A 24,437-nucleotide genomic window follows, 5' to 3' on the forward strand; every position below is an offset into this window, starting at 1 on the left:
TTTTTTCAACCATCATCATATAGAGGGAAAATGTTACTGCCCAGAACATGTTTTTCCAATGAACCTCATCTAAGTATTTGTGTGAAATAGTTTAACTTTAGGTTGAAATCATAAATAGTTATCGCTTTCATGAGGTGCTATCTTTAAGGCATAGAAGAAAAGAGGGGGAAAGACATGCTGGAAAATGAACAATTTCAATTGGCTGTCGCAGAGGATGGTCACTTATCACAGCTGTATTTTAAAAATGACCCGTATCATATGAACTGGGTGATCGAGGAAAATTATCTGAATGAAGTAGGCTATAATGATAGTGAAAAGCTATTTGGACATTTCGATCTAACTGTGAATGGAGAAAAGCTGCAGAGCACGCGAACGCTGCCTGAAATTACTAAAACCACAAAGGCGATCAGCGTGAACTATCGGTTCAATAATGTAAGCGTGAACATGAAGTATGAGCTGGAAAAACAGTTAAATTGGGAAATTGAACTGATGAACGAAACGCAGCAAGCTCTAAAAATTGATGAGTTTGGTATTTGGGCAGCGTTAAGCTATGTGATGTTTCGCGATAAAAATGTCCTGCGAAACATTCATGATTCTGCTGCCGTTTTTCCATCAATCTCAACGAATTACACGAAAATCAATGCTGTTCGTCGCGATAACCAGGGCGGTAATTTAGGAATCTACCAAACAAAGGGAGAGACTCGCTCGATCGGAACCTATTGTGTATACGAAAATCTCTTTTTTGAAAATGTTTCTCCCTCATTAGACGGGTTATTATTTCACAAGTTGATTTTAGCCGGCGGGTACCCAGAGAATTTTGAAAATCGAGACTGGATATATTCCAAAGAGGGGCTGACCCTCAACGGAGGAGAAACAAAAAAATGGTGCTATGCGTTGGCAAGGAATAAGGATCAGGAAGAATTTTATCAAATAGGTTTGGCGCTGGCACATCCTAAAATCACTTATACACCGTTAAATGTTCTAGGAAAACCTGTACGAATCACCGTGGAACTACCGAGTAATTTGCAAATTGAACAAATACACGTTCATTATTGTGAAGAGAATGAATTACACAAAGACGTACTGAATTCCAAAAAAGAAAGTAATGGAAAACAGGTAATTACCTTCAGACCAGAATGCTTAGGTGAACACAAAATCGTTTTTAGCTTTACTGATGGGAGCGAAGATTTTGTGGTTCTAAATGTCATGAACGAGTTAGCAACAGTGATTGAGGAGCGCGCAGCATATATCTGTGATGCGCTATACAGCGGGCAGTCTGGAGCTGTCCCCTATTCATTCGAACCCGTATCAAATCAAGGCGAGTCGTTAGGGAAGCTGAATTTAGTACTTAAGAAGAACTTATTAGGAAAGCTTGATATTGAGCAGGTTCGAAAGGTTGAAGAAAGCGCTGTTCGGTACGTGAGACCTAAATGGTTTGTTGACGGGGATTTCACTCAGCCGCAAAAACTATATGGAGACTTTTATCGCTGTATGGATTTTGAATACATTGGGCATCTTTTTTACCTGCTTTCAGAGTTTGAGGATGATATTCTTCAATTGCATACGAGTGAGGTCTACTTGAGTTGGGCCGCGGATGTATTCGATCTGCGAGTGAATCCCGAGCTTCATCAGGATTCTCGAGGCAAAGAAGAAGCACAAATGTTGGGTGTTTATTTCCTGTATATTCAAGACCTATTAAAAAAATTGAAGAGATATGGCCTCACGGAAAAATATGAAACCATCAACAGACTTTGGGAGAAGGTCACTCATCGAGTCGACAGTGAAACATTAACATATAAAGCCGCTATCACCGAACATTTCTACGACAACGCGGGATTTGGACCAACTGCTGGTGCACTGAGTGAAGTCGGGTTAAAGGAAAGTGCAGAAAAATATGGGGAGCTGCTGCTGGCGAATATCGGCTATTCGAATGATTTTCGAGCACAAAATGCCGATCGCTGGTGGGAAGCATTGACCTATATGATTCACTCTCTATGGGGTGGAGTCACTGCTTCGGCTGCTTTCAAGGTGTTTGAAAAGCTGAAGAACCCAGCCTATTTAGAGGCGAGTTATCGAGCAACTGCCGGCATATTGTATTGCTACGACACGCATTCATCTACGACTCTGCCGTTGGAAAAGGGAATGGCGGCATCAACGTATGCCGTTGCCGGACCGCATCTGAATCGACCAGATTTATCCAGAGAACGATTTGGTCAAGCAACATTCTGGCGCGATGGCGGAATTTTCAGTCGTTTGTTCGAAAACGATAGTCAAACGCCAGACTGGGATATGGGTGAAGAGCTGGTAGCTTACATGGAAAGCTTTGGGCAAAAAACATTTATTCTTAAGCAGTCGGACGGTATACAAGTAATCAATGGCAGCTTTGAAGAATTTGATGATAACTATCGAGTGGTTAGCTTTGCGCCATTCATTCAATCGTATTATTTGATAGATAATGACAGTATTCGAGAACTGAAGGAAACGAGCCAAGAGCTGATTTTGAAAAAGAAAGATTTATGGCAATTGGAGTCCATCAGATGATGAAGTAAAACGTTAAGAGAGGAGCGCGTGTTATGTCAGGAGCAATCATTTCAATCTCGATCCCGCCATTTCCAGATTTTATCGAGGGCAACTATCGAGTGTTTCAAAAGGGTCAAAACCATCCAAATCGTAAGGCTCTAGGTTACTTTGATTTGATTATAGTGAAAAAAGGCCGTCTCTTTTTAGTTGAAGATGATCAGCGCTTCGAAGTGAAGGAAAACGAGATGTTGATCCTGCTTCCTGACAAACACCACTACTCTTGGCAACCCGTTGAGGAAGAGACCGGTTTTTATTGGCTGCATTTCTATACGACGGCTCAATGGAAACAAGATTTTCGCCCAAGCCGGTTTATCTCTGATCTGCCTATCCCTGAGCTTCACTATCACCAGCGTTCATATACGTTGCACCTACAAAAACAGGCAACGATTAAAGAACCGGAGATTCTGTTTGAGCTGATCCAGACGATCCTTGATAGCACAGTAGCAGAATCTGGAGAGCAACATGATATTTGGCAGACAGAAGAGCTGTTTTTACGTTTTTTAAAGTTTATCGAAAATCAGGGGATCCATCGTGACCGTTTGACTGTGCTTGCTGAACAAGTGCAGCTGTTTCTAGAAAATAATTATGAGAAGCCGGTCACGAATCAATTGCTGGAAGATCATTTTCACTTGCACAGCAATTACATTTCCACAGCGATGAAAAAGACCTTTGGAAAGACCCCGTTAGAGGTTTTAGCTGAAATCCGTTTGGAACGCGCCAAACAATACTTACTTCGTTCAGATTTGGATATTCAACAAATTTCAACGATGGTGGGCTTCAATTCAGAAATCTATTTTTCGAATCGATTTAAAAAACTAGAAGGACTTTCTCCTCAACATTTTCGTAATAAATATAAGGAGCACTGATATTTAATTAAGGAGAGAATTTTATGGAGCATACAAATGCGAACGATGCAGCAACAACTGAAAAGAAGGGCTTAACTTTAAACAATCGTTTAGCCTATGCAGGTACAGATGCTGCTGGGAATTTACTGTATTGTACCTTGACCAGTTTTATCAATTTCTTCCATACAGATGTTTTTGGTCTTTCAATCGGCACTGCGGCGACGATCGCTTTGCTGGTTCGGATTATTAATACGGCAACCGTACCATTATGGGGCTTAGCGATAGATAAAACAAAATCAAAGTATGGCAAAGCACGTCCTTGGTTTGCTCGTTTGGCCATTCCGTTTGGTGTTTTTATGGCATTGACTTTCTTAACACCTAGCTTAACTGGAACAGCAAAAGTAGCATACGCTGTTTTCACTTATTTGACTACTAGTATTTTATACACCGGGATATCGACACCAATCACGGCAATTCTTCCCAATTTGAGTAATGATTCGCTGGAAAGAACCAAGCTTAATTCCTTTCGGATGATTGGCGGGAATGTCGGGTATTTTATGACGGCAACATTTACATTAACCCTAGTTTCTGTCTTAGGCGGAGCGAATCGCCAGAGAGGCTTCTTTTTGACAGTTGCTATCTATGCGATCGTTTCAATTGCGATGTTTTTCTATGCCTTTAAAAACACGAAGGAAATCAACTCTGAGGCAGCCGGTAAAAGTCTGCCTGTACGTGAAAGCTTCAAAGCGCTTAAAGGAAACTGGCCGTGGGTGATCATCGTTTTAGGCAGTATGTGCTATTGGCTGGGAAATTCGACTAGAACCTCATCTCTGATTTATTATGCTCGTTATAACTTAGGAAATGAAAATTATGTTTCAGTATTGAATGGCTTAGTTTTAACTCAAATGATTGGAGTAATCTTTATCCCATTCCTAGTGAAACGATTTTCGAAAACACAAACGATGATGATCGGATTGTGTACAGCAGCAGTTGGCCAAGTGATGTTAGGGCTGGCGGGGAACAATTTCCCATTGGTGGCCTCTATGTGGGTAGTGACGAGTATTGGTACAGGAATGGCTGTCTCTATGCCATTTGCCATGCTGTCAGACACGGTTGATTATGGAGAGTACAAAACTGGAATTCGAGCCAGCGGATTTTTGACCGCAGTCGGAAGTGCAGTTGGTTTACAGGTTGGAACAGGGTTTGGCGATTTCATTCCGTTGAAGCTGATGCAGCATTTCGGCTATGTAGCAAATCAGACACAGACAGAAGCAGCTTTAGGAGCGATTAAATTTGGCTTTTCCTATTTACCAGCGATTTTCTTTGTGGCTGGTGCGATAATCATGATAAGCTATTTCAAATTTGAAAAAAATGAAGCCGCGATTATCCAAGAGCTGGAGCGAAAACGTCAAACAGAGAGTGCATAATAACGAAGGATATCCCAGTTATTTTCTTTAGAATCAGAGTGTCATCATGAACATGTGATGACGCTTTTTTTTGCTTCTACATTTTAATTAAATAACTCCATTCAAATAGTTTATTTTTTATTAAAATAATTGTTCGTATTTTCTATTTACAATTTTTTTAGTTAATGGTTATTATTAAATTATAAAAAAATGAAAACGTTTTTTCGGGGATGGGGGATTGGAAATATGGATGCGGTGAAATTAGGTTCGAGACAAATATTTTTGATGAAAAAGGAGAGCTTGACGAAAAGGGTGCAGGATTTTTACGCCAGTACTAATAATAATGAGCGTTTGATTCAGTTTATGGTGGCTATTCTTGTACGAAATTCTCTTAGTCAGGGAATCTTTACGGAGCAGCTGAAGGAGTTGATTCGAGAGGTTTATCTGACCGCCGAGCCGAATGACACAATGCGTCGCTGTAGTCCGTTTTTCAAGCGTTGCTTTAGCGGAAGCGAATGGAAGGGACTCATAAAGAAACTCTTCAAGAATGAGTCGAATTATTTCGCCAATACCGAAGAAGCACGCTTTTATAATAACTATTTAGGAAGTGAAGGGACTCTTAAAAATCACAGAGAGGACCTTATTTATCATGTGGAATCGGTGTTTGAAGACGCCGAAGGGAAAAAGCACAAACTAACGATTCCTGACACAGATCCCACCAAAAGTGAAGAGCAGACCGTGAATATTTTACGGACCTTGTCTCTCTTGACGGTTTTTGAAAATGCCGGCGTAAGAAAATTCGTTGAATATGTCAGCTACAAGACACCGGGGCTGACTATCGCGTCTGCCCACAATAGTCGCAAGGAGAAGAAAGCGGCTCAAGCGTCACAGACGAAGAACGTGCCGGAAGCTGCCACCCAAGCACCACAGCAGGAAAAGGAGCAAAAGCAGTTCGTTCAAAGCATCGCAAACAAAAAAGAAACAGGTCAACTATTACCGGCTGACCGTGAAACCCGTCATACCCAAGCCCCGAGGGAAGAATTGCGCTCAGAAGCGCAAGACGATACTCGCGATTCATTACCAGAAACAAACGGAAATGACTCGGCTTCACCAATGAATTCCCCGACCTCAGATGGAGAGAAAGGGCGAGAAAATCTCCAGCCCGCCACAAAGAAAAAGCCGAATAAACCGGCGGAATTGCCGAAAAGGCCAGACACCTCCTACATGCGCTATGGTAAAAGCGAGGCCCAGATAGAAGAGGAACGGGAAAACAAACGCTTGCAACGAGAAGCCGACAGGAAGAACGGTAAAAAGAAGAAAAGGAAAAAGCGGAAGTAATTGAGTAATGACTCCGTTTAATTCAAGCAATGGCATGATTGAAAAAAGGTGAGTCAATCAAGCTTCTTTAGTATGGGCAAAAATAGTCCAAAAGTTTCTTTGAATAAAGTTTCATTCGTTAAAATGGCTTGAGTATTTTTCTGAATGATTCTTTCTACTTATAAGATCAATACTATTTATTAGTTGGTGAAAAAATGTCAATTACTTAATAAAATGGCGTCTGCTCTGAGTTTTTTAATAGTCTTTGTTTTACCTAAAATAAATGTTGACGCTTTCTTAATTCTGTTATATACTTTGGCCAACGGAATATTAGGCGTGTTACTACGTAATAGTAGGCATAACCGAGTTGAGTCATTCTCTTTGGGGGAATGATTCGATTCGGTTTTTTTGTTGAAAAAAATGGAGGCGAAAAAAATGGAAGAGAAGAACGTAGCAAAAGAGATTTTGAGAAATATTGGTGGAGCGGGCAATGTCTCACATTTAGAGCATTGTTCAACACGGCTAAGATTTACATTAGTTGATGATAGTAAAGTCAATGAAGAAGAGATTAAAAAAATTCCAGGTGTCCTAGGACTCACACAAACGGCACAGACACAAGTAATTATCGGGGGAGCAGTAATTGAAGTCTATCGCGAAGTTGAAAAGCTGCTTTCAGGAGTTCAGATGGATAAAGGTGATGGACCTAAGAAAAAACAAAGCTGGCGAGCGGTTGCCTTAGATTTTGTCATTAGCGTTTTCCAACCGCTAATTCCTGCAATCGCCGGCGGAGGAGTTTTGAAGTCACTATTAATGTTGTTGAACTTAGTAGGGATACTAGATAAGACAACATCAACTTATCAAATTTTGACTTTTGTGGGCGATGCACCACTGTATTTTCTACCACTATTAGTCGCAATCACAACAGCAAACAAGTTGAAGGTAAATAGTTTAGTCGCAGTGTCAGCTGTTGGAGGTCTTCTGATTCCTGGTTTGACAGCGTTAATCACAGAAGGAACAACACTGGCTGGTCTATCAATTCAAAACATTAATTATGCTTACCAAGTTTTCCCAGCAATCTTGTGTGTGATTAGTTATTCATTTTTAGAGAAATTCTTTACAAAAATCAGCCCTAAGGTAATTAGAAGCTTCTTTGTTCCTATGATGTCCTTGCTAGTCGTTGTTCCGTTAACATTATTAGTACTTGGTCCTATTGGATTCACGTTTGGTCAAGGTTTTGCAAGCGTAATTATGACGATTTTTGCTCGATTTGGTTGGATTGCAGTCGCGTTGCTAGCAGCATTCTTGCCATTCATGGTTGTAACGGGGATGCATAAAGCAATGATTCCATATGTGATCACTTCTTTGGGTGAGACGGGAAAAGAACTTATTTACAATGCAGCCTCTCTAGCACACAACATCGCAGAAGCAGGCGCATGTTTTGCAGTAACGATTCGTTCAAAAGATAAAGGATTAAAAGCCACAGCAGTTTCTGCTGGAATTTCTGCTCTTTTTGGAATCACTGAACCCGCTTTATACGGCGTAACCATCTTACACAAACGTGTATTGTATGGCGTGATGTTTGGTAGCTTGATTGGTGGTGCGACTTTAGGTCTTTTGAGTGTTGAAGCGTATGTTGCTGTTGGACCTGGGATTGCTAGTCTATCGATGTTTATTTCAGAAACACTCCCTAATAACCTGATGTATGCTGTTATCGGTCTGGTTGTTTCCTTTGTAGCTTCATTTGTGGCAGTTCTAGTTTCATGGAAAGAACCGATTGCGGATGGAGCAAATGAGAACACAAAACAAAATGAAGTGGTCTTTAATGCACCGGTTGAAGGTCAAGTAATCCCTTTATCAAAAGTAAAGGATGATGTATTTGCTAGTAAAATGTTGGGCGATGGTGTCGCTATTGTCCCTACAAAAGGTGAATTATATGCGCCAATCGATGGAACGATTAAAATGATTTATAATACGAAGCATGCGTTAGGAATGGAAACAGAGGATGGAATTGAGATTCTCTTTCACATTGGCTTGGACACGGTGAATTTAGATGGGAAATTTTTCGAAAGCTTTGTTTCAGAAGGACAGAAGGTTAGCCAAGGTGACCTATTGATCAAATTTGATCTAATGGAGATCCAACAAGCCGGATTCGATCCAACAACAATGATCGTAATTACTGAACCAAAGAGTGTCAAACTAAATATAGCTTCAGAAGAGCAAGTGACGAAAGAAGAAAAAATATTTATTGTTGAAGGGAAGAAAGAAAATGCCATTGCGTAAAGATTTTTTATGGGGCGGTGCAATTGCTGCAAATCAAGTGGAGGGTGCTTGGAATGAAGACAATAAAGGCATGTCCGTTGCGGATGTGGCAACTTTCAAGCCCAATGTTGATGTAAAAGATTATAAAGCACATAATACCGTAACAAGTGAAATGATCCAACAAGCACGAACTGATTCAGAAATCATGTGGTATCCTAAGCGCAGAGGGATTGACTTCTATCATAGATATAAAGAGGATATTCAACTTTTTGCAGAGATGGGATTCAAATCTTTAAGAATTTCGATCGCTTGGACACGATTATTTCCGACAGGGGAAGAAAAAGAAGCAAATGCTGCAGGGATTGAGTTTTACAAAAATGTATTTAGAGAATTAAAAAAATATAAGATCGAACCGATTGTCACTTTATCCCATTACGAAATGCCATTAGCGTTGTCTGAAAAATATAATGGCTGGGTAGATCGTAAATTAGTTGATCTTTTTGTTAACTACGCAGAAGTTTGTTTTAAAGAATTCGGAGAGTACGTGACCTATTGGTTGACGTTTAATGAAATCGATAGTGTGGGGCGCCATCCATTTACAACTGCTGGAATCGTCGAAGACAAGTGTATTGATTATTCCTTAGAGGATGCGATCTATCAAGCACTTCATCATCAATATGTAGCCGCGGCAATCGCAACGAAGCTTTGTCATGAACTGATTCCCGGCAGCCAAATGGGCTGTATGTTGACAAAACTAACGACCTATCCAAATACCTGTAGACCAGAGGATGTCCTACTTTCACTAGAAAGTAACTTGAATAACTATGCGCACGCAGATATTCAAATTTTCGGCGAGTACCCAACATTGTACAAACAACAGCTAAAAAACAAAGGAATCACCATCACGAAGGCCGATGAAGATGATAAACTATTAAAAGAGTATACAGCAGATTATTTAGCATTTAGCTACTATATGTCTCGGACAGAATCATCAGATTCATCTTTAGAGCAAACATCCGGTAATACGATTATGGGCGTGAAAAATCCTTACCTTCCTTCAACTGAATGGGGCTGGCAGGTTGATCCTGTTGGTTTGAAGATTTCTCTTCTTGAGCTTCAAGATCGTTACAATGTGCCGTTAATCATTGTAGAAAATGGGATGGGTGCTAAGGACGAACTTACACCCGATGGGGAAATACATGATAGCTACCGTATCAATTATTTGAGACAGCACATCAAGGAAATCCTAGAAGCGGTCGAAGCAGGGGTTAACTTATTTGGTTACACTAGCTGGGCACCGATCGATTTGATCAGTGTGTCGACTTCACAAATGAGTAAGCGGTATGGCTATATTTATGTTGATCAAGATGATCTAGGAGAAGGGACTTTGCAGCGAATCAAAAAAGACTCCTTTTTCTGGTATAAAAAGGTAATTGAGAATAATGGTGATATTCTAGATTAGGAGAATGCAGAATGATTATCAGAAAAATACTAAATCCTAATACTATCTTAGCAGCAGATGATGAGCAGCAGGAGTATGTCTTTTTTGGGAAGGGAATTGGATACAGTCGAAAGATTGGGCAAACGGTCGATGATGAGGATGTGAATCGGGTGTTCATTCCCGTGGATAATCGACAAATTCAAGAGTATCTGCGGTTGTTTGACTCGATTCCAGCAGTCTATTTTGATATTACGCAACAAATTATCAAGAGAGCCGAAGAATTATTGGATACACGTTTGAATACCAGTGTTTTCTTTACTCTAAGCGATCATTTGAATTTCTCTGTTGAAAGGTACAAAAATGGGTTGAACATTCTTAATCGAGTGTACTGGGAAATTAAAAACTATTATCCAAAAGAATTTTCAGTGGGAGAATTTGCGTTAAAACTGGTAAAAAAGGAATTAGGACAAGTTCTGCCACCAGAAGAGGCGGCGAATATCGCTTTCCATATTATCAATGCTCAAAATGTGGATACGTCTACTAGCAAAGGGATGGATTACGCAAAGCTAGTTGGTGGAATCTCAGATATTGTTAAGTATGAACTTAAAACGGATTTTGAGCGTGAAGATGTTCATTATCAACGGTTTATAACACATCTGAAGTTCTTTGTAGAACGCTATTTTGAAGGAAAAATGATTACGGAAAATGATACAGGACTTTTTGAACAAGTTGCGCTTCTTTACCCTAAAGCGTTAACTGTAGCCTATAACGTGAAAGATTATGTAGAAATTGTAAATAGCAATAAAATCACAAAGGAAGAAGTTGCCTATTTGACGATTCATATTAATCGATTAATGACTAATAAAAAATTGGAAGGAAACTAGCCAAAGAATACGTAATTAGAAGCTCATTTATGAGGTGTACAGAAAAAGGCAATTTTTTCTGTACACCTCAAACATGAATAATAGAATAGTAGCTTAATCTATGAGTAGTGATCAAGTCTGAACCTTTAAAATAATCCATATCAAATAAGTCAGATGTTTAATTGGAGATTCTAACCCCATCTTCAACTAGTAATTGTATAATCCTATAAAAACGCTTTGTATTTCTAGTAGTTTGAATATAAGTCAAACAAAAAATAGCTTTGCGTCATTCAATTTTAAGAATGACAGAGAAAAAACAGAGGAGCAACCAACCCTCCACTAAGCCACCACTTGGCTTTTTTCTAGTACACTTTTTTGGTGACAAGAAAGTGAGGGGATTTGATGGAAGCAAAAGAAGTTCAAGATCAGCCGCAAATATGGCGTCGCAGGACCGTGATGTTTATCATCAGTCAAGCGATTACATTGTTCGGATCGTCTGTTGTTCAAATGGCGATCATCTGGCAGGTGGCATTAGAGACCTCTTCAGGGCTGTGGATGACCGTCCTTACATTGAGTTCTACACTCCCGCAAATGATTATTTCCTTTTTCGGAGGCGTGTGGGCGGATCGTTATCCGAGAAAGAGACTGATCTTGCTTGCGGATGCAGGGATTGCTGCGGTGACCCTTTTCCTAGCGCTGGTGTTCATAGCTGGAGAAACGGCAACGATCCTTCCGCTCTTGGTTGTCGTATCGGCACTTCGATCAATTGGAGCAGGAATTCAGACACCGGCAGTGAGCGCAGTGATTCCGCAAATCGTACCGGAGGAGCAGCTGATTCGGTACAATGGAATTAACGGCAGTATGATGGCCATTGTACAATTTGCTGCTCCGGCAGCAGCAGGAGCTGTTTTATCCCTCGGGCGATTTTACTGGGTATTGCTGCTTGATGTAGTCACGGCGATTATCGGTATCACCCTCTTATGTTTCGTATCGATCGCAAATACAAGAAAGCAGGAATCCGAACATTCAAGCACCTTCTTTGCAGACATGAAGTCTGGGTTGAGCTATGCTGTCGGTGATAAAGTGGTTAAACGCTTGCTGCTTACCTATGGAGCATTTATCTTTTTAAGCGTTCCATCCAGTTTTTTAACAGTGCTAATGCTAAAACGAACCTTTGGTGATAGTTATATGCTGCTGACGATAAATGAAATGGCGGGATTTGCCGGTATGGTATTGGGAGGTATTGTTCTAGGTACTTGGGGTGGCTTTAAAGAGAGAATAAGCACTTTTATCTTCGGATTACTTGGCTTTGGAGTCCTGTCATTAGTCCTGGGATTTACGTACAATTTTTGGCTGTTCGCGCTGCTGATGTTCTCGATGAGCTTCTTTATTCCCATCGTTCAGTCGTCAACTACAACGATGATTCAAGAACATGTGCCAGAAGAAAAGCAAGGACGTATTTTTGGTCTGCTGGGAACGATCTACAGTGGATTTATGCCGCTTGGTACGGCAATTTTTGGACCGCTTGCCGATGTGGTAAAAATTCAGTGGTTGGTAATTGCCTGCGGACTGCTTCTTGTGAGCCTTGGGCTAGTTCAAGCGTTGCGGAAAAGGAAATAAGCGAGGAATGAAAAGAACTAGGTTAGTCGTAAATCGACTAGCCTAGTTCTTTTTGCTGTAATTGTGTTTCAGCAGGCTAAGAGAACATTCATTTTTTGAAGACTTCAACTCTTTGAATTGCGATATTCACTAGGTGAAAGAGCATATCTTTCATAAAACATTTTGTAGAAGAAGCTCAAATTCTTATAGCCAACTTGCTGGATAATCTGTTCGATTGGAAGATTGGAATTTTTCAAAAGTAAGCTGGCATGGTTCAGCTTAATATCTTGAATAATTGAAATAAAGGATTTTCCCACATGCTTATGGATCAAGCGGCTAAGATAGCTAGGATTGTAACCAAAGAGCTCCGCTACTTTTTTTAGCGTGCAATCCATATAGTTTTTTTTCATATAATCTAAAATATCACCAATATAAAACTCGTTGGCTCTTTTGGATTCCTGAGCTTTCTTTTTTTGGAAAGAGCGCAGTAATTCTGAAAAAATAATGATCATATAGGCATCGATGATTTCATGCGAATCGCTGCTGGGATCGAAATAATGTGAAAGCAGACCTTCAATAGCGTCTAGTATAAATTCATTGTTTAGTGCTTCAAAAACAATGAACTGATCGTGTTTTTGTGTTTCTGAGAGAGCATCGACCGCAAATTGAGAAATCATGCTATTTGAAGCGAGGCGGCTGAGCATACGGGAAGAAAAATACTCTTTTTTCATCAACAGATTGATTAAAATATCCTCTTCAGAGGTCTCCATTATTCGATGGACAACATCTGTATCAAGTAAACAAAATGCTCCCTTTTTTAGCTGGACTTTCTCATTATTGATGATCATTTCGACATTTCCGGAGTATACATAGCTCATTTCGATAAAATCATGCATATGAAAAGGTGTATAAGAATGCCGGGCATGCTTTAGGATAATGACTTGGCTGCTTTCTAAAAAGTTGGTATAGGCCAGCCCTTTTTTTAGCGCACTCTCCAAATGCTTATCAAACGTGTACTGATAAACCTTTTGTCCATCCTCCAAGGTAAAGAAACTAAAATCATCATAGTTCATTGAGGTGGTCTTATGGGAAGGGCTTAGTAGTTCCAATTCGGTTTCTGTATAAGTCACCAGTCGTTTACGAATTTCGCTTTTATCCATACGTTACCTCCAGTAAAAATAGTCAATCCCCAACAGTCTAGGACCTATGTTAGTCTTAGGAGATCGGCAGTGTCAATAGCAGCCTTGCTAGAAAAAAGAAGCAGGACAGGCAGTTCAAACAAGCAATTTCCTGAAATGATTGCCATCCAAGTGCTGTTAGTTCTTCGAAAGAGAAAATTGGTTGAAAAGTAAATTTCCGTCAGTATTATAGTCAAAATCAGATATTAACTTAAGATGGTTATTCATATATGATGATCATGATAGCGATATCATAAAGGGTGGTCCGGACATCGTTTATAGTCACTATAAAACAGACAAGGAGACGTGACAAGATGAATAGTGAAAAAAAGCCTTTAGGGGATAGAATACAAGAAAAGCTGGGACCGTTCTCGGCGAAGGTAAATGGAAATCTATACATTCAAGCAGTTAGAGATGCCATGTTGGCTTATATGCCTTTTACATTTATTGCATCTATATTTTTGATTATTGCTTTTTTCCCGATTGATGCTGTAACCAATTTTATTACGAAGATGCTGGGAGTCGCAGATGCCAGTGTATGGCAAAATAAACTATTGTATGTAAACAATGCGACACTTGCTATTGGTGGACTAATTGTCGTAATTTCTTTATCTAAGTCTTTAGCAGAGAAGCTAAATGTTAACAATACACAAAACATTTTAACTGCACTCGTTTCTTTTTTATTGCTGACTCCTTTGACCGAAACGGAGAGTGGCCCCATGTTAGATATCTCTCGAATCGGTGCGCAATCAATGTTCCTTTCGATTGTTGTCTGCATCATTAGTGTAAAACTGTATAAATTGATAGCGGACAAGGATATCAAGATCAAGATGCCTGCTTCCGTTCCGCCAGCAGTAGCGGGGCCATTTGAATCCGTCATTCCATCATTTATTGTTGTCTTGTTCTTTTTTGTTATTCGCCTAATTTTAGAAATCGGTTTGAAAAACGATGCGTTAAGTTTGATCAATACCGTTTTAGGTGTGCCATTAACACTACTGGGTGGTTCATTAGGAGGCATGATTGTTGTTAAGCTTTTTGAACAATTCTTATGGTTCTTCGGTTTACATGGTGCTTCAATAATCGCAGCTGTAATGGATCCGATCCATCAGGTTTTAGAGGATCAAAATAAAGTAGCTTCACTTGCTGGCGACATTCCTGGAAATATTATTAGTATGAGCTTTAGAAATCATTTTGCTTCCATTGGTCTTGTTGGAGCGATCATTGCGATTCTAATTGTGGCAAAAAGCAGACAGTATCGAGAAGTAGGAAAGATCGCTTTTGTTCCGTATTTATTTAATATTGGCGAACCGACTTTGTTCGGTATTCCTTTGATGCTGAATTTCAGCTACATCATTCCTTTTCTATTAGGAAATACGATCTCTACAATCGTATCCTATGTTGCATTTGCGACAGGAATCGTTCCGCTGCCTACAGGATTGGCCCAATTACCATGGACCACGCCAATAATATTTAGCGGATACTTTGTCACAGGTAGTATCAGAGGTTCTCTATTGCAAATCGTACTGTTAGTTTTAGTAACATTATTATGGCTGCCATTTGTGAAAGCGGCGGATAAACAAATTTATGAATCTGAAAAAATTGCTGATTTGGGCTAACGTAAGAAGCTTTTGAAGGGAGGGGTACCTATTAGTGTGTTGATAAACGGAATGGTTGAGCCTTGTTCGGTTTCAACTGATTTACCAATAATAATCAGCTGGCTAGATGAAGCTTTTGAGCAGGCTAGCTATTCAATACAAGTAACAGATGAAAGCGGCACGCTGCTATTTCAAGAAGAAAAGCAGACAAGTGTTAGGAAAGCAACGATTAAACTGAGTCCGTCAACAGAAGCTCATCAAGTATTTTTTGTTCAATTAAGCTTGCGTTCTAGAGAGAAGACAAAGAGAAATTTTTCTAGTCGGTTTACAACAATCAGTCAAGGAATCAAAAAAGCTGAGTGGATTACGCGCTTAGACCATCCGATCGCAAAAGAGGCTACGTACTTTAGAGACAATCCTACTATCATTTTGTCGAAAACCCTGCAGCTTGATTCCCAGATAAAAAATGCTTGGATCGATCTTTGCGGTTTGGGCTACTATACCTTGTTTATCAATGGGGAGCGAGTAGGAAATGATTATCTAAATAATGACGTTACTAATTACGACAAGGTGGTCTATTATGATACCTATGAGATTTCAGATTTTCTTACAATAGGAGAAAATCTGGTCGCTGTTGAGCTGGGGAATGGGTGGTACAATCCAGCTCCAATCAATATTTTAGGGAAATATAATGTGCGTAAGCAGCTTTCTATTGGCAAGCCTTGCTTAATCGCGAGTGTTGAACTTGAAGAAATCGAAGGAAAACGCTGGCAGCTTTCAACAGACGGCTCTTGGCGAAGTTCAGAGGGAAATATTCTAATGAACAATCTGTTTGTTGGAGAAAAGGTTACGGACCAAATCAGGAAGAAAAACGATAAAACGGTAAAAATTCCGGGACCTTCCGGTGTTCTTACACCAAGCAGCATTCCTAAAATACAAAGAGTAGAGAAGTGCCTACCTAAAAGAACTACTTGCTTAGGAGATAAGGTCATCGTTGATTTTGGCGAAATTATTTCTGGTCAAATTGATTTTATCGTTTCTAAGAAGTTCACTGGCAAGATCATCATGAATTATTCGGAAGAACTGTCTAATGAGAAAACGTTGGATTTTTCAAGTACGATCAGCGGTGCGTATGGCATTACTGATCACGAATTGGGGATTACACCCAATCAGCGGATCATCCAAAGTGATACGCTTGAAAAAAACAAGCAGGCAGACTTTCACTTTTCTAATCAATATACCTATCATTCATTTAGATATGTTGAACTCATTTTTAACGAGCCGATTGTTTTTGAAGAGGTGATTCAGGACTTGTCAGCTTTCAGAGTTCATACGAATGTCGAGGCGATTACTGAGTTTGATTCCTCGTCACCGATCCTTAATAATCTATGGCGTGTGGGGCTGCAAACGCGATTAAATAATATTCATTCCTATTTTGAAGACTGTACTAGGGAACGCTTTGGATATGGAGGGGATATTGTCGCTTTAATTGACTCTCATCTCTACTCGATCGATGGCTCAAACTTATTAAAAAAAGTGCTGATAGATTTCATTAATGACCAGACAATAGAGGGCGGGATTCCAGCAACCGCTCCTTTTGTCGGCATTATGACCAATGGGCCTAGTAATAAAGCAGGGGCGATTGACTGGCAGCTGGTGTTACCGACCATCGCAAACAAATTGATAGAATTTTATGATGAAACGCAGTTTGTTCGTCAATTTACTTCCAGCTTGATCAAGCATATCCGCTATCTCCTCAGTTTTGATTTTGATTATGTAAAAATGTGCAGCTTGGGAGATTGGGGATCAATTGATGAGAAAAGGGATGGCCTTGTGATTACTTCGCCAGATCAGGAATTTTGTTCGGCTTGCAGCTACAGCATCATTCTTCAAGAGTATTTGGCGGTGATGGAGCAACTGTCTGAAGATGCACTCGTTCAACAGCTCGTAAAAAAAATCGCGGAAGTAAATCAAACGATTCTCACAACCTATTATCGACCAGAAGAAGGATGTTTTGGAGAGGGAACTCAATCAAGCTATATTTTTGCCATCAAAGCAAAGCTGCTTGATCGTAAAAAGCAAAGCGACCTGGCTGAACAATTGGCTCAGCTGATCGAAAGAACTGGCGGTATTATTTCAGCAGGGATATTTGGGATGTCTTGGGTATACGATCAGCTTCAAAGGTTTGGGTACAAAGAAATTTTATTCAGCTGGCTGACTAGTTTAGAGCCTCTGAGTTACCATTCGATGTTTGCTGAAACGGGCACTTTAAGTGAACATTTTCCACTTCAGGACCAGCAATCTACCTATAATGGGTCACTAAACCATGCGATGTTTTCTTCCTACTCCGCTTGGATGGTCAAGCAATTTTTAGGAATCAGCTTTCCAGAAGGGATCTTCAAAAAAGTGGTTATTCGACCGCAAACTGAACTGCCGGTTGAAAAAGTAACTGGCAGCTTCAAAACGCCATATGGGAAAATCCAACTTCAGTGGAAGAAGGTGGAGGAAATGATAATAGGGGAAATAGTATTGCCTAAAAACATTTCGTATGAAATGAGCTTTTCTTCTGAAGATTGGCAAATAGAGGAGCACGTGCAAGAGAGGGAGGAGCATCAAGAACTTCTGCTGAAAATGACAAGGAAGTAATGATCAAGAAGCATAGTCAATGCAGCAGACTTTAAAGTCTTTTTGAAAAATACTTAACAAAATGAAAGCGAACGCTCAAATTACGATCATAATCGATCATAATTTGGGCGTTTGGCTTTCTATTTAATACAAAATAGGCAGACTTAACTTTAAAGAACCTTCTGCAGAAGGAGAATCGTTCCTAAAACGATGAAAAAGCCAAGTGCTGTCGCCAAAGTCAAGGTAGTATGGAAAATCGGTATGGACAGAAACGTCGCAAAGATTGGCTCAAAAGCAGTTAAAATACTGGCTAATGATGAAGAGATATACTTTAAGCTAGACAGGTAAATGAAATAGGAAACCGCAGTTCCCAGTATGATAACGGTCGAGACATGTATAAGTGATCCGAACGAAAGAGTTCCAGCAGTTTGCCAAAATGGCTGGATCAGGTTCGCTGGAATGCTCCCAATCAGCATGCCCCAGCCTACAACCAGCAAGCTGCCATATTGTTTTAGGATATTCCGCGGTTGGACAGAATAAAATGCTAAAGAAATCGCCGAACCGATACCCCAAAGCAAGGAGATAGGTGTGATTGTTAATTGAGAGATATCTCCATTTGAAACGATGAGGAAGACGCCGGTAAGGGTAAGCAGCATTAGAAATAAAGTTTTCCTGTTAGGCAGAGTCTTCGCTCTAATGGCTTCATAAATAATGATAAAAAAGGGTCCGGTGTATTGAATGATCGTCGCAAAGGAGGCACTGCTTAACTCGATCGTTTTGAAGTACGTATATTGAACAGCGTACATACCTAGTATGGAGAAGACAAGAATCGCTAAAAAATCTCTCCTTTGTTTGAATGGCGAAAAAATAGAGTGCGGGCCAGTAAGCTTTGAGGCAAGTAGTAAAAGAACGCCAGCGACAAACATTCTGACAGAAACCAGCCATTCTGCAGAAAAACCGAAATGATTAAAAAGAATCTCTCCTGAAATACCTGAAACCGCCCATAATGTCGCAGCAAGTCCTGCGAAAATGATTCCTGTTTTCTTTTCATTTGAATGCATAGCGATCTCCTTTTGATTTCTCGAATGTTGTTGTGATAATGTATTATAAAGCTTTATTATGGACTTTTACTATCATAATAAATACAAATAGTATCATTATTGTGTAAAGGAGGGACAATTGTTGTACTTTGAGATTAATGAATTCGAACAGGAGCAGACTGTGCACCAATCTGGCAACTTTCCAATCGGTATCTATCATAGAACCTTGAGAAAATCACGGAATGATGAGCTAGTGTGGCATTGGCACGAAGAATTTCAGTTAACGTTGGTCCTTACGGGAAGCCTAAAACTTTCTGTTGAAAAAAGCGATTATTCAGTAGATGAGGGCAAGGGGATTTTAATAAACTCGCGGCGGCTGCACCATGCGGTTCCTCTAACAGACGCTGCGGAATATATCTGCATTGATTTTTCGCCTCGCTTTATCAACGAAGCGCTCTATCAGTCGAGTATCAAGGAGATCGAGAGTAACAGCTGTTTTGAATGTGCTCTGTTAACGCTGACTATTTCACAACAAGCGATTCTAGGTGAAATCGTGGAGGCCAACAGGAGCAGCTCTTATAATTTTTTGAAAATCTATGAACTAATCCTCAGCTGCTTGAATGACATTGAAAAATACCCAGCCTCACAGGCGAAGAAAGAGGATCATTCTATTTATCGCCTGCTTGACTATGTTCATCAAAATTATCATCGGAATATTACGGTTGCTGAGATTGCCCAGGTTATTCCTATCAATAAGAATAAGTGCACCCATCTGTTCAAAGAATATACGAATCAATCTCCGATGAATTATACGATTGATTACCGCTTGTTAAAGTCCAAAGAACTGCTGCTAAACACGGACAGCAGTGTATCAGAAATATGCTTTGCGGTAGGCTTCAATAATTTAAGCTATTTTATCGCCAAATTTAACAAGCGATTCAACAGCAGTCCAACGAACTATCGGAAAAAATTTCACCGGGTTGAGGTTTAGAATAGAGTGTTTTTGGCAATGCCCAAAAATAGACTGGATTATCACTTGATAGTCCAGTCTATTTTTTTCTATTCATTTTGTTTCGCATGACTATCGGTTTTACGGTATTTGCTAGGTGAAATATCGGTTTTCGTTTTAAATAACCGACTAAAATAAGCAAAATTATCAATCCCTATTTCCATAGAGACTTCCTTAATAGAAAGATTGGAATAGCGTAATAAATCTTTAGCGTAGGATATTTTACAGCTGATTTGATAATCTACCGGCGGCTGTCCCATGTATTTTGAAAAGTCTTTGACAATTTGATATTTATTGATATGAAATTGCCTCTCCAGCTCCTCTAAGGTCACTCCGCGCCGAAAATTCTCATCAATATAATTTTTCACAGCATAAAGATAGACAGGGATTTCACTGTCAGAAAAGTCCATTTGATATTTTTGTAGGATCAACTCATTCAATAATTCGTGGACCAAAATCGATGATTCAAAATCTGTTTTCGCATTTGGGTCCTTTTGCAGCTGCAATAGTTTGTCCACGATTAGGTGAACTTGGTTGGTTCGAACATTTTCGCTGTCGGTATGAAACACAGGAGAGCCGTTTTTAATAAATTCCTGATAGAAGCTGTCTGAGTTTCCGCCAGAAAAATGAATCCAGTCCATCTCCCAAGGCTCTTTGCTGGTTGTTTTGTAATACTGATACTTTTTGCAGTCGATCAAAAAAATATCGCCGGCCTTCAATGAATAGACCGCATCCTGATAATGCAGCTCTCCGGCACCAGACAAGGTGAATTTCATAAGATATGAAGGAAGGTTTTCTCGTTCAGTGAAATAAGGCTGATGCGCTTTGAAATAGCCGATTTCTTGAACGAAATAAAACAATTCACGGGTTCTTTGTTTTGGAGTAAGGATAAATCTGGTTGAGTCTGATGTCCATGAATGGTTTGCATTTTCCCAATAAGTCATTTTTTGACTCCTTTCACCAAGATAGTGCAAGTATACATCAAAATCGTGTAATGTAAAAGCTTACATCAAATTGTAGAATAGCATTATAAGTTTGAGATCAGGTTTGAATGAAAAGAAGCACCTCTTTTTAAGTGTGATCAATAAAGTGAAAGGAGTAGAAAATGAAGAAATACATTGCTATTGATATTGGCGCCTCCAGCGGCCGATTGATGGAAAGTGAATTAATTGACGGCCAGCTGACGCTTCACGAGGTTCATCGTTTTAAAAATGAATTTAGGCTGCTGGAAGGATTTCAGCGGTGGGATATTCATTATTTGATCCAAGAGATACTCATTGGTTTAGAAAAGGTAAAAAGAAACGGCACCAGCCACTGTTTTGTTGGGATCGACACGTGGGCAGTGGATTATTGCCTTGTAGATAAGACGGGTGGGCTTTTGGGCGAACCTATCGCTTATCGTGATAATCGGACGAAAGATGCAGTCGAGGATTTTCAGCGAGTGATGAGCTTGGAAAAATTGTATGAAAAGACGGGGATTCAAATTCAGTCCTTTAATACGATTTTTCAGCTGCTTGTTGAAAAGAAAGAGCTGCTGGAAGCGGCAGATAAATTGTTATTGATCCCAGATTATCTTGGCTATGTTTTTACAGGTCGAGGGGTGATGGAGAAGACCAATGCCTCAACCATGCAGCTGTTAAATCCTGGAAGCGAGTCTTGGGATGAGGAGCTGTTAAAGCTAGTCGGGATAAAAAAGGAGCAGTTGCCGCCGTTAGTCGATGCGGGGACGATTTTAGGCTCGCTTTTGAAGGAGAAATTCGTAGATTTTGATTTGCCAGCTGCGACCTTTGTTTCAGTTGCGAGTCACGATACGGCTTCGGCCATTCTGGGGACACCGGGTCAAGGAAGCGATTGGGGATACATTTCTAGCGGTACCTGGTCGCTTTTGGGAATTGAAACAACGGTTGCGAATGTTAGTCGAGAGGCCTTTAGTGAGAATTATACAAATGAGTGGGGAGCCCATAATACCATTCGCTTTTTAAAAAATATCATGGGGATGTGGCTGATTCAAGAAACGGCTCGTATGCAGAAATATGAATACAGCTATCCTGAGCTTGCTGAACTTGCAGCAAAGGAACCGCCTTTCCAACAATTTATTGATGTCAATCATCACAGCTTCCTAAATCCTGAAAATATGATTGCCGCTATCCAGAATTATTGTAAAGCGACGGGACAACTAGTTCCCGAAACGCCGGGGGCGATCGCTCGCTGTATTTATGACAATTTAGCGCTTTGCTATGCGAGTGAATTAGAGAAGTTAGAACGAATGACTGGAACGAATGAAAAAATCAACACGCTGCATATTGTTGGCGGCGGCTCCAATAATAAGTTTCTCAACCAGCTTACAGCCGATGCCACGCAAATTGAAATCAGTGCCGGACCAAGTGAGGCTACGGCGATTGGCAACATACTCATGCAAATGGTGGCCGCAAAAGAGTTTGCTTCGATAGAAGAGGGACGTAACTGCATTTTAAAATCATTTGCTTTCAGTAAGCATTTACCACAGGCGTTTGATCGGAAAGTATTAGAGCAGTACCAAAAATTTATAGCAGAAGGAGCAATGGAAAATGAGTAAAGTAACGGAGAGGTATCAAGCGGCTAAAGAAGCGTATAAAAAAATTGACGTGGATACGGATGCTGTGTTGAAGCAGCTGCAGGAGGTAAAAATCTCCATGCATGTTTGGCAAGGCGATGATGTCAAAGGATTTTTAAGTGATGAGGAGCTTTCGGGCGGGATTTCTGTTACCGGCAACTATCCGGGTGCGGCGCGTACGCCAGATGAGCTTCGTTCGGACCTGGAGAAAGCGTACTCCCTGATTCCAGGCAAGCATAAGCTAAATTTACATGCGATCTATTTGGATACGGATGAAAAGGTGGATCTGAATGAATTAGAGCCGAAGCATTTTGCAAGATGGGTCGCTTGGGCGAAGGAACAGGGGTTAGGCTTAGATTTTAATCCAACCTTTTTCTCTCATCCAATGTTTAAGGACGGCTTTACTTTAGCTTCACCCGATATGGAAGTCCGCGATTTCTGGATTGAGCATGGCAAACGATCGCGCAGAATCGCAGAGTATTTTGGGAAAGAAACCGGCCAAGTATGTGTGAATAATTTCTGGGTACCTGACGGCTTCAAAGACAATCCGATTGATCGCTACACGCCAAGAGAACGGTTGATGGAGGCTTTGGATGAGGTTTTTGCTGAAAAACTTGAAAGCCAATATACCGTTGATGCGGTGGAAAGTAAATTATTTGGGTTAGGAGCTGAGGCGTATACCGTTGGCTCGCACGATTTTTATATGGGCTATGGTCTAACTCGCGACAAGCTGATTTGTCTAGATGCCGGCCATTTTCATCCGACAGAAGTGATTTCCAATAAGCTGTCCGCTTTGGGGCTGTTTAGTGAGGGAATTTTGCTGCATGTCAGTCGTCCGGTTCGCTGGGATAGTGATCATGTAGTGATTATGGACGATGAGCTGCAGGAGATTGGCCGTGAACTGGTTCGCAACGATTTACTTAAGAAAACACATATCGGCTTAGATTTCTTTGATGCGACGATCAATCGAGTAGCCGCATGGGTGATCGGTACTCGGAATACTCAAAAAGCACTTTTGAAGGCGATGCTTGAGCCGGTCGAATCACTTAAGCAAATCGAATTGTCTGGAGACTATACCAGCCGCTTAGCAATGATTGAAGAGCTAAAAGATTTTCCGTTTGCGGATGTGTGGAATTATTTCTGTGAGATCAATGATGTGCCGGTTGGCTTAGATTGGTTGACTGAGGTTAAGCAATATGAAAAAGCTGTTTTAAGTTCAAGAAAGTAGGAGAAAGATCATGAAGAAAAATAATATATTGAACGCGAATTATGTACAAGAAATGATTGAAGTCACCACCAATTTATATCGTTTGGGTTGGGATGAACGCAATGGAGGAAATATTAGCTATCTGCTGGAGGAAAATGAAATCCTGCCTTTCTTAGATCCTGCTGAAGTTCTTCGAGAGATACCAATGATTTTTGATGCAGCGTCATTAGCTGGAAAATATTTTATTGTCACTGGTTCAGGAAAGTATTTCAAAAATGTTCAAGTCAATCCGGCGGAAAACTTAGGAATTATTCGAGTAAAGGAAGACGGAAATACGCTGCAGCTGCTTTGGGGCTTAGAAAACGGGGCGGTGCCGACAAGTGAGCTGCCTAGTCATTTCATGAGTCATATGGCACGTTTAACCGTTGATCCTGACAATCGCATCATTATGCATAATCACGCGACGCATTTGTTAGCGATGAGCTTTACCCATGATTTAGAGGAAAAAGCCTTCACTAGGACATTATGGAAAATGTGTACAGAGTGCTTGGTGGTTTTCCCAGAGGGTGTGTCCATTCTTCCTTGGCTTGTTCCCGGAACGACGGAAATCGGTGAAGCAACAGCAGCGAAAATGAAGGAGACCCGCTTAGTTTTATGGCCGCAGCATGGCATCTATGGCGCTGGAAAAGATATGGATGAGGTCTTCGGGCTGATTGAAACGGCAGAAAAAGCCGCAGAGGTTTATACCTATGTGTGTGCCCAAGGCGGAATCAAACAAACAATCAGTGATGAGAACTTACGCTTATTAGCAGATCGTTTTGGCGTGACACCGCGTGAAGGATACTTAGAAGCCTAAGCGCTGAAGGTGAGGGGATTTCCT

Annotated in this window: 18 protein-coding genes; 15 read left to right on the plus strand and 3 right to left on the minus strand. The window is 40.5% G+C overall.

Annotated elements, in window-relative coordinates; genetic code table 11:
* The first annotated feature begins 174 nt into the window (after nucleotides 1–174).
* From JZO85_RS05855 to JZO85_RS05890, 8 genes are all read left to right on the plus strand, one after another.
* The gene (locus JZO85_RS05855) at nucleotides 175–2,541 is read left to right on the plus strand and encodes a hypothetical protein (RefSeq protein ID WP_207107567.1); all 2,367 of its coding nucleotides are present in this window, start codon (nucleotides 175–177) and stop codon (nucleotides 2,539–2,541) included.
* A gap of 32 nt (nucleotides 2,542–2,573) precedes the next feature.
* Complete coding sequence (locus JZO85_RS05860; protein ID WP_207107568.1) at nucleotides 2,574–3,446, plus strand: helix-turn-helix transcriptional regulator; 873 nt, start codon at nucleotides 2,574–2,576, stop codon at nucleotides 3,444–3,446.
* Between the two features lie 23 nt (nucleotides 3,447–3,469).
* Nucleotides 3,470–4,852, plus strand: coding sequence for a glycoside-pentoside-hexuronide (GPH):cation symporter (locus JZO85_RS05865; protein ID WP_207107569.1), 1,383 nt, complete (start codon nucleotides 3,470–3,472; stop codon nucleotides 4,850–4,852).
* Nucleotides 4,853–5,131: 279 nt separating this feature from the next.
* Nucleotides 5,132–6,169: a hypothetical protein gene (locus JZO85_RS05870; RefSeq protein ID WP_207107570.1), complete on the plus strand. Its 1,038-nt coding sequence runs from the start codon at nucleotides 5,132–5,134 to the stop codon at nucleotides 6,167–6,169.
* 414 nt (nucleotides 6,170–6,583) lie between these two features.
* Nucleotides 6,584–8,428 carry a beta-glucoside-specific PTS transporter subunit IIABC gene (locus JZO85_RS05875; RefSeq protein ID WP_207107571.1) on the plus strand — a complete coding sequence of 615 codons (1,845 nt, stop codon included), beginning with the start codon at nucleotides 6,584–6,586 and terminating at the stop codon, nucleotides 8,426–8,428.
* Entirely contained in the window at nucleotides 8,415–9,869 is a 1,455-nt protein-coding gene (locus JZO85_RS05880) for a glycoside hydrolase family 1 protein (RefSeq protein ID WP_207107572.1), read from the plus strand. The genes JZO85_RS05875 and JZO85_RS05880 overlap by 14 nt, the downstream gene beginning before the upstream one ends.
* An 11-nt stretch (nucleotides 9,870–9,880) precedes the next feature.
* Nucleotides 9,881–10,732, plus strand: coding sequence for a PRD domain-containing protein (locus JZO85_RS05885; protein ID WP_207107573.1), 852 nt, complete (start codon nucleotides 9,881–9,883; stop codon nucleotides 10,730–10,732).
* 381 nt (nucleotides 10,733–11,113) lie between these two features.
* The gene (locus tag JZO85_RS05890; protein WP_207107574.1) at nucleotides 11,114–12,331 is read left to right on the plus strand and encodes an MFS transporter; all 1,218 of its coding nucleotides are present in this window, start codon (nucleotides 11,114–11,116) and stop codon (nucleotides 12,329–12,331) included.
* Nucleotides 12,332–12,435: 104 nt separating this feature from the next.
* Here the strand turns inward: JZO85_RS05890 and JZO85_RS05895 are convergent, their stop codons facing one another.
* Complete coding sequence (locus tag JZO85_RS05895) at nucleotides 12,436–13,470, minus strand: AraC family transcriptional regulator (RefSeq protein WP_207107575.1); 1,035 nt, start codon at nucleotides 13,468–13,470, stop codon at nucleotides 12,436–12,438.
* Nucleotides 13,471–13,539: 69 nt separating this feature from the next.
* On the opposite strand from JZO85_RS05895, the gene JZO85_RS23285 reads away from it, so the two are divergent.
* The 3 genes from JZO85_RS23285 (at nucleotide 13,540) to JZO85_RS05905 (ending at nucleotide 17,729) form a co-directional block, all read left to right on the plus strand.
* Entirely contained in the window at nucleotides 13,540–13,662 is a 123-nt protein-coding gene (locus tag JZO85_RS23285) for a hypothetical protein (RefSeq protein ID WP_277988929.1), read from the plus strand.
* A gap of 140 nt (nucleotides 13,663–13,802) precedes the next feature.
* Nucleotides 13,803–15,104 (plus strand): PTS sugar transporter subunit IIC, encoded by a 1,302-nt coding sequence (locus tag JZO85_RS05900; protein ID WP_207107576.1) that lies wholly within the window; start codon nucleotides 13,803–13,805, stop codon nucleotides 15,102–15,104.
* 36 nt (nucleotides 15,105–15,140) lie between these two features.
* Nucleotides 15,141–17,729 (plus strand): family 78 glycoside hydrolase catalytic domain, encoded by a 2,589-nt coding sequence (locus tag JZO85_RS05905; protein ID WP_207107577.1) that lies wholly within the window; start codon nucleotides 15,141–15,143, stop codon nucleotides 17,727–17,729.
* A gap of 149 nt (nucleotides 17,730–17,878) precedes the next feature.
* On the opposite strand, the gene JZO85_RS05910 is transcribed toward JZO85_RS05905, so the two are convergent.
* Nucleotides 17,879–18,769: a DMT family transporter gene (locus JZO85_RS05910; protein WP_207107578.1), complete on the minus strand. Its 891-nt coding sequence runs from the start codon at nucleotides 18,767–18,769 to the stop codon at nucleotides 17,879–17,881.
* 121 nt (nucleotides 18,770–18,890) lie between these two features.
* On the opposite strand from JZO85_RS05910, the gene JZO85_RS05915 reads away from it, so the two are divergent.
* Nucleotides 18,891–19,739 (plus strand): AraC family transcriptional regulator, encoded by an 849-nt coding sequence (locus tag JZO85_RS05915; protein WP_207107579.1) that lies wholly within the window; start codon nucleotides 18,891–18,893, stop codon nucleotides 19,737–19,739.
* Between the two features lie 68 nt (nucleotides 19,740–19,807).
* Here JZO85_RS05915 and JZO85_RS05920 read toward each other — a convergent pair whose 3' ends face one another.
* Nucleotides 19,808–20,701: an AraC family transcriptional regulator gene (locus JZO85_RS05920; RefSeq protein WP_207107580.1), complete on the minus strand. Its 894-nt coding sequence runs from the start codon at nucleotides 20,699–20,701 to the stop codon at nucleotides 19,808–19,810.
* A 161-nt stretch (nucleotides 20,702–20,862) separates the two neighbouring features.
* Between JZO85_RS05920 and rhaB the strand changes: the two genes are divergently transcribed.
* The 3 genes from rhaB to rhaD are packed head-to-tail and all read left to right on the plus strand — an operon-like array spanning nucleotide 20,863 to nucleotide 24,413.
* Nucleotides 20,863–22,332 (plus strand): rhamnulokinase, encoded by a 1,470-nt coding sequence (gene rhaB, locus JZO85_RS05925; protein ID WP_207107581.1) that lies wholly within the window; start codon nucleotides 20,863–20,865, stop codon nucleotides 22,330–22,332.
* Nucleotides 22,325–23,578, plus strand: a complete 1,254-nt coding sequence (gene rhaA, locus JZO85_RS05930) for an L-rhamnose isomerase (protein WP_207107582.1) — start codon at nucleotides 22,325–22,327, stop codon at nucleotides 23,576–23,578. The genes rhaB and rhaA overlap by 8 nt, the downstream gene beginning before the upstream one ends.
* Nucleotides 23,579–23,588: 10 nt before the next feature.
* Nucleotides 23,589–24,413 carry a rhamnulose-1-phosphate aldolase gene (rhaD, locus tag JZO85_RS05935; protein WP_207107583.1) on the plus strand — a complete coding sequence of 275 codons (825 nt, stop codon included), beginning with the start codon at nucleotides 23,589–23,591 and terminating at the stop codon, nucleotides 24,411–24,413.
* Nucleotides 24,414–24,437: the final 24 nt, after the last annotated feature.

It is taken from the genome of Candidatus Enterococcus murrayae (genome assembly GCF_017315985.1).
GTDB classification, from domain to species: domain Bacteria; phylum Bacillota; class Bacilli; order Lactobacillales; family Enterococcaceae; genus Enterococcus_A; species Enterococcus_A murrayae.

Excerpts from the sequence above, each read along its gene's own strand:
- rhaB (WP_207107581.1), top strand. The coding sequence starts at position 20,863 with ATGAAGAAATACATTGCTATTGATATTGGCGCCTCCAGCGGCCGATTG.
- JZO85_RS05855 (WP_207107567.1), top strand. The coding sequence starts at position 175 with ATGCTGGAAAATGAACAATTTCAATTGGCTGTCGCAGAGGATGGTCAC.
- JZO85_RS05920 (WP_207107580.1), bottom strand. The coding sequence starts at position 20,701 with ATGACTTATTGGGAAAATGCAAACCATTCATGGACATCAGACTCAACC.
- JZO85_RS05865 (WP_207107569.1), top strand. The coding sequence starts at position 3,470 with ATGGAGCATACAAATGCGAACGATGCAGCAACAACTGAAAAGAAGGGC.
- JZO85_RS05860 (WP_207107568.1), top strand. The coding sequence starts at position 2,574 with ATGTCAGGAGCAATCATTTCAATCTCGATCCCGCCATTTCCAGATTTT.
- rhaD (WP_207107583.1), top strand. The coding sequence starts at position 23,589 with ATGAAGAAAAATAATATATTGAACGCGAATTATGTACAAGAAATGATT.
- JZO85_RS05890 (WP_207107574.1), top strand. The coding sequence starts at position 11,114 with ATGGAAGCAAAAGAAGTTCAAGATCAGCCGCAAATATGGCGTCGCAGG.
- JZO85_RS05880 (WP_207107572.1), top strand. The coding sequence starts at position 8,415 with ATGCCATTGCGTAAAGATTTTTTATGGGGCGGTGCAATTGCTGCAAAT.
- JZO85_RS05875 (WP_207107571.1), top strand. The coding sequence starts at position 6,584 with ATGGAAGAGAAGAACGTAGCAAAAGAGATTTTGAGAAATATTGGTGGA.
- JZO85_RS05900 (WP_207107576.1), top strand. The coding sequence starts at position 13,803 with ATGAATAGTGAAAAAAAGCCTTTAGGGGATAGAATACAAGAAAAGCTG.
- JZO85_RS05910 (WP_207107578.1), bottom strand. The coding sequence starts at position 18,769 with ATGCATTCAAATGAAAAGAAAACAGGAATCATTTTCGCAGGACTTGCT.
- JZO85_RS05885 (WP_207107573.1), top strand. The coding sequence starts at position 9,881 with ATGATTATCAGAAAAATACTAAATCCTAATACTATCTTAGCAGCAGAT.
- JZO85_RS05895 (WP_207107575.1), bottom strand. The coding sequence starts at position 13,470 with ATGGATAAAAGCGAAATTCGTAAACGACTGGTGACTTATACAGAAACC.
- rhaA (WP_207107582.1), top strand. The coding sequence starts at position 22,325 with ATGAGTAAAGTAACGGAGAGGTATCAAGCGGCTAAAGAAGCGTATAAA.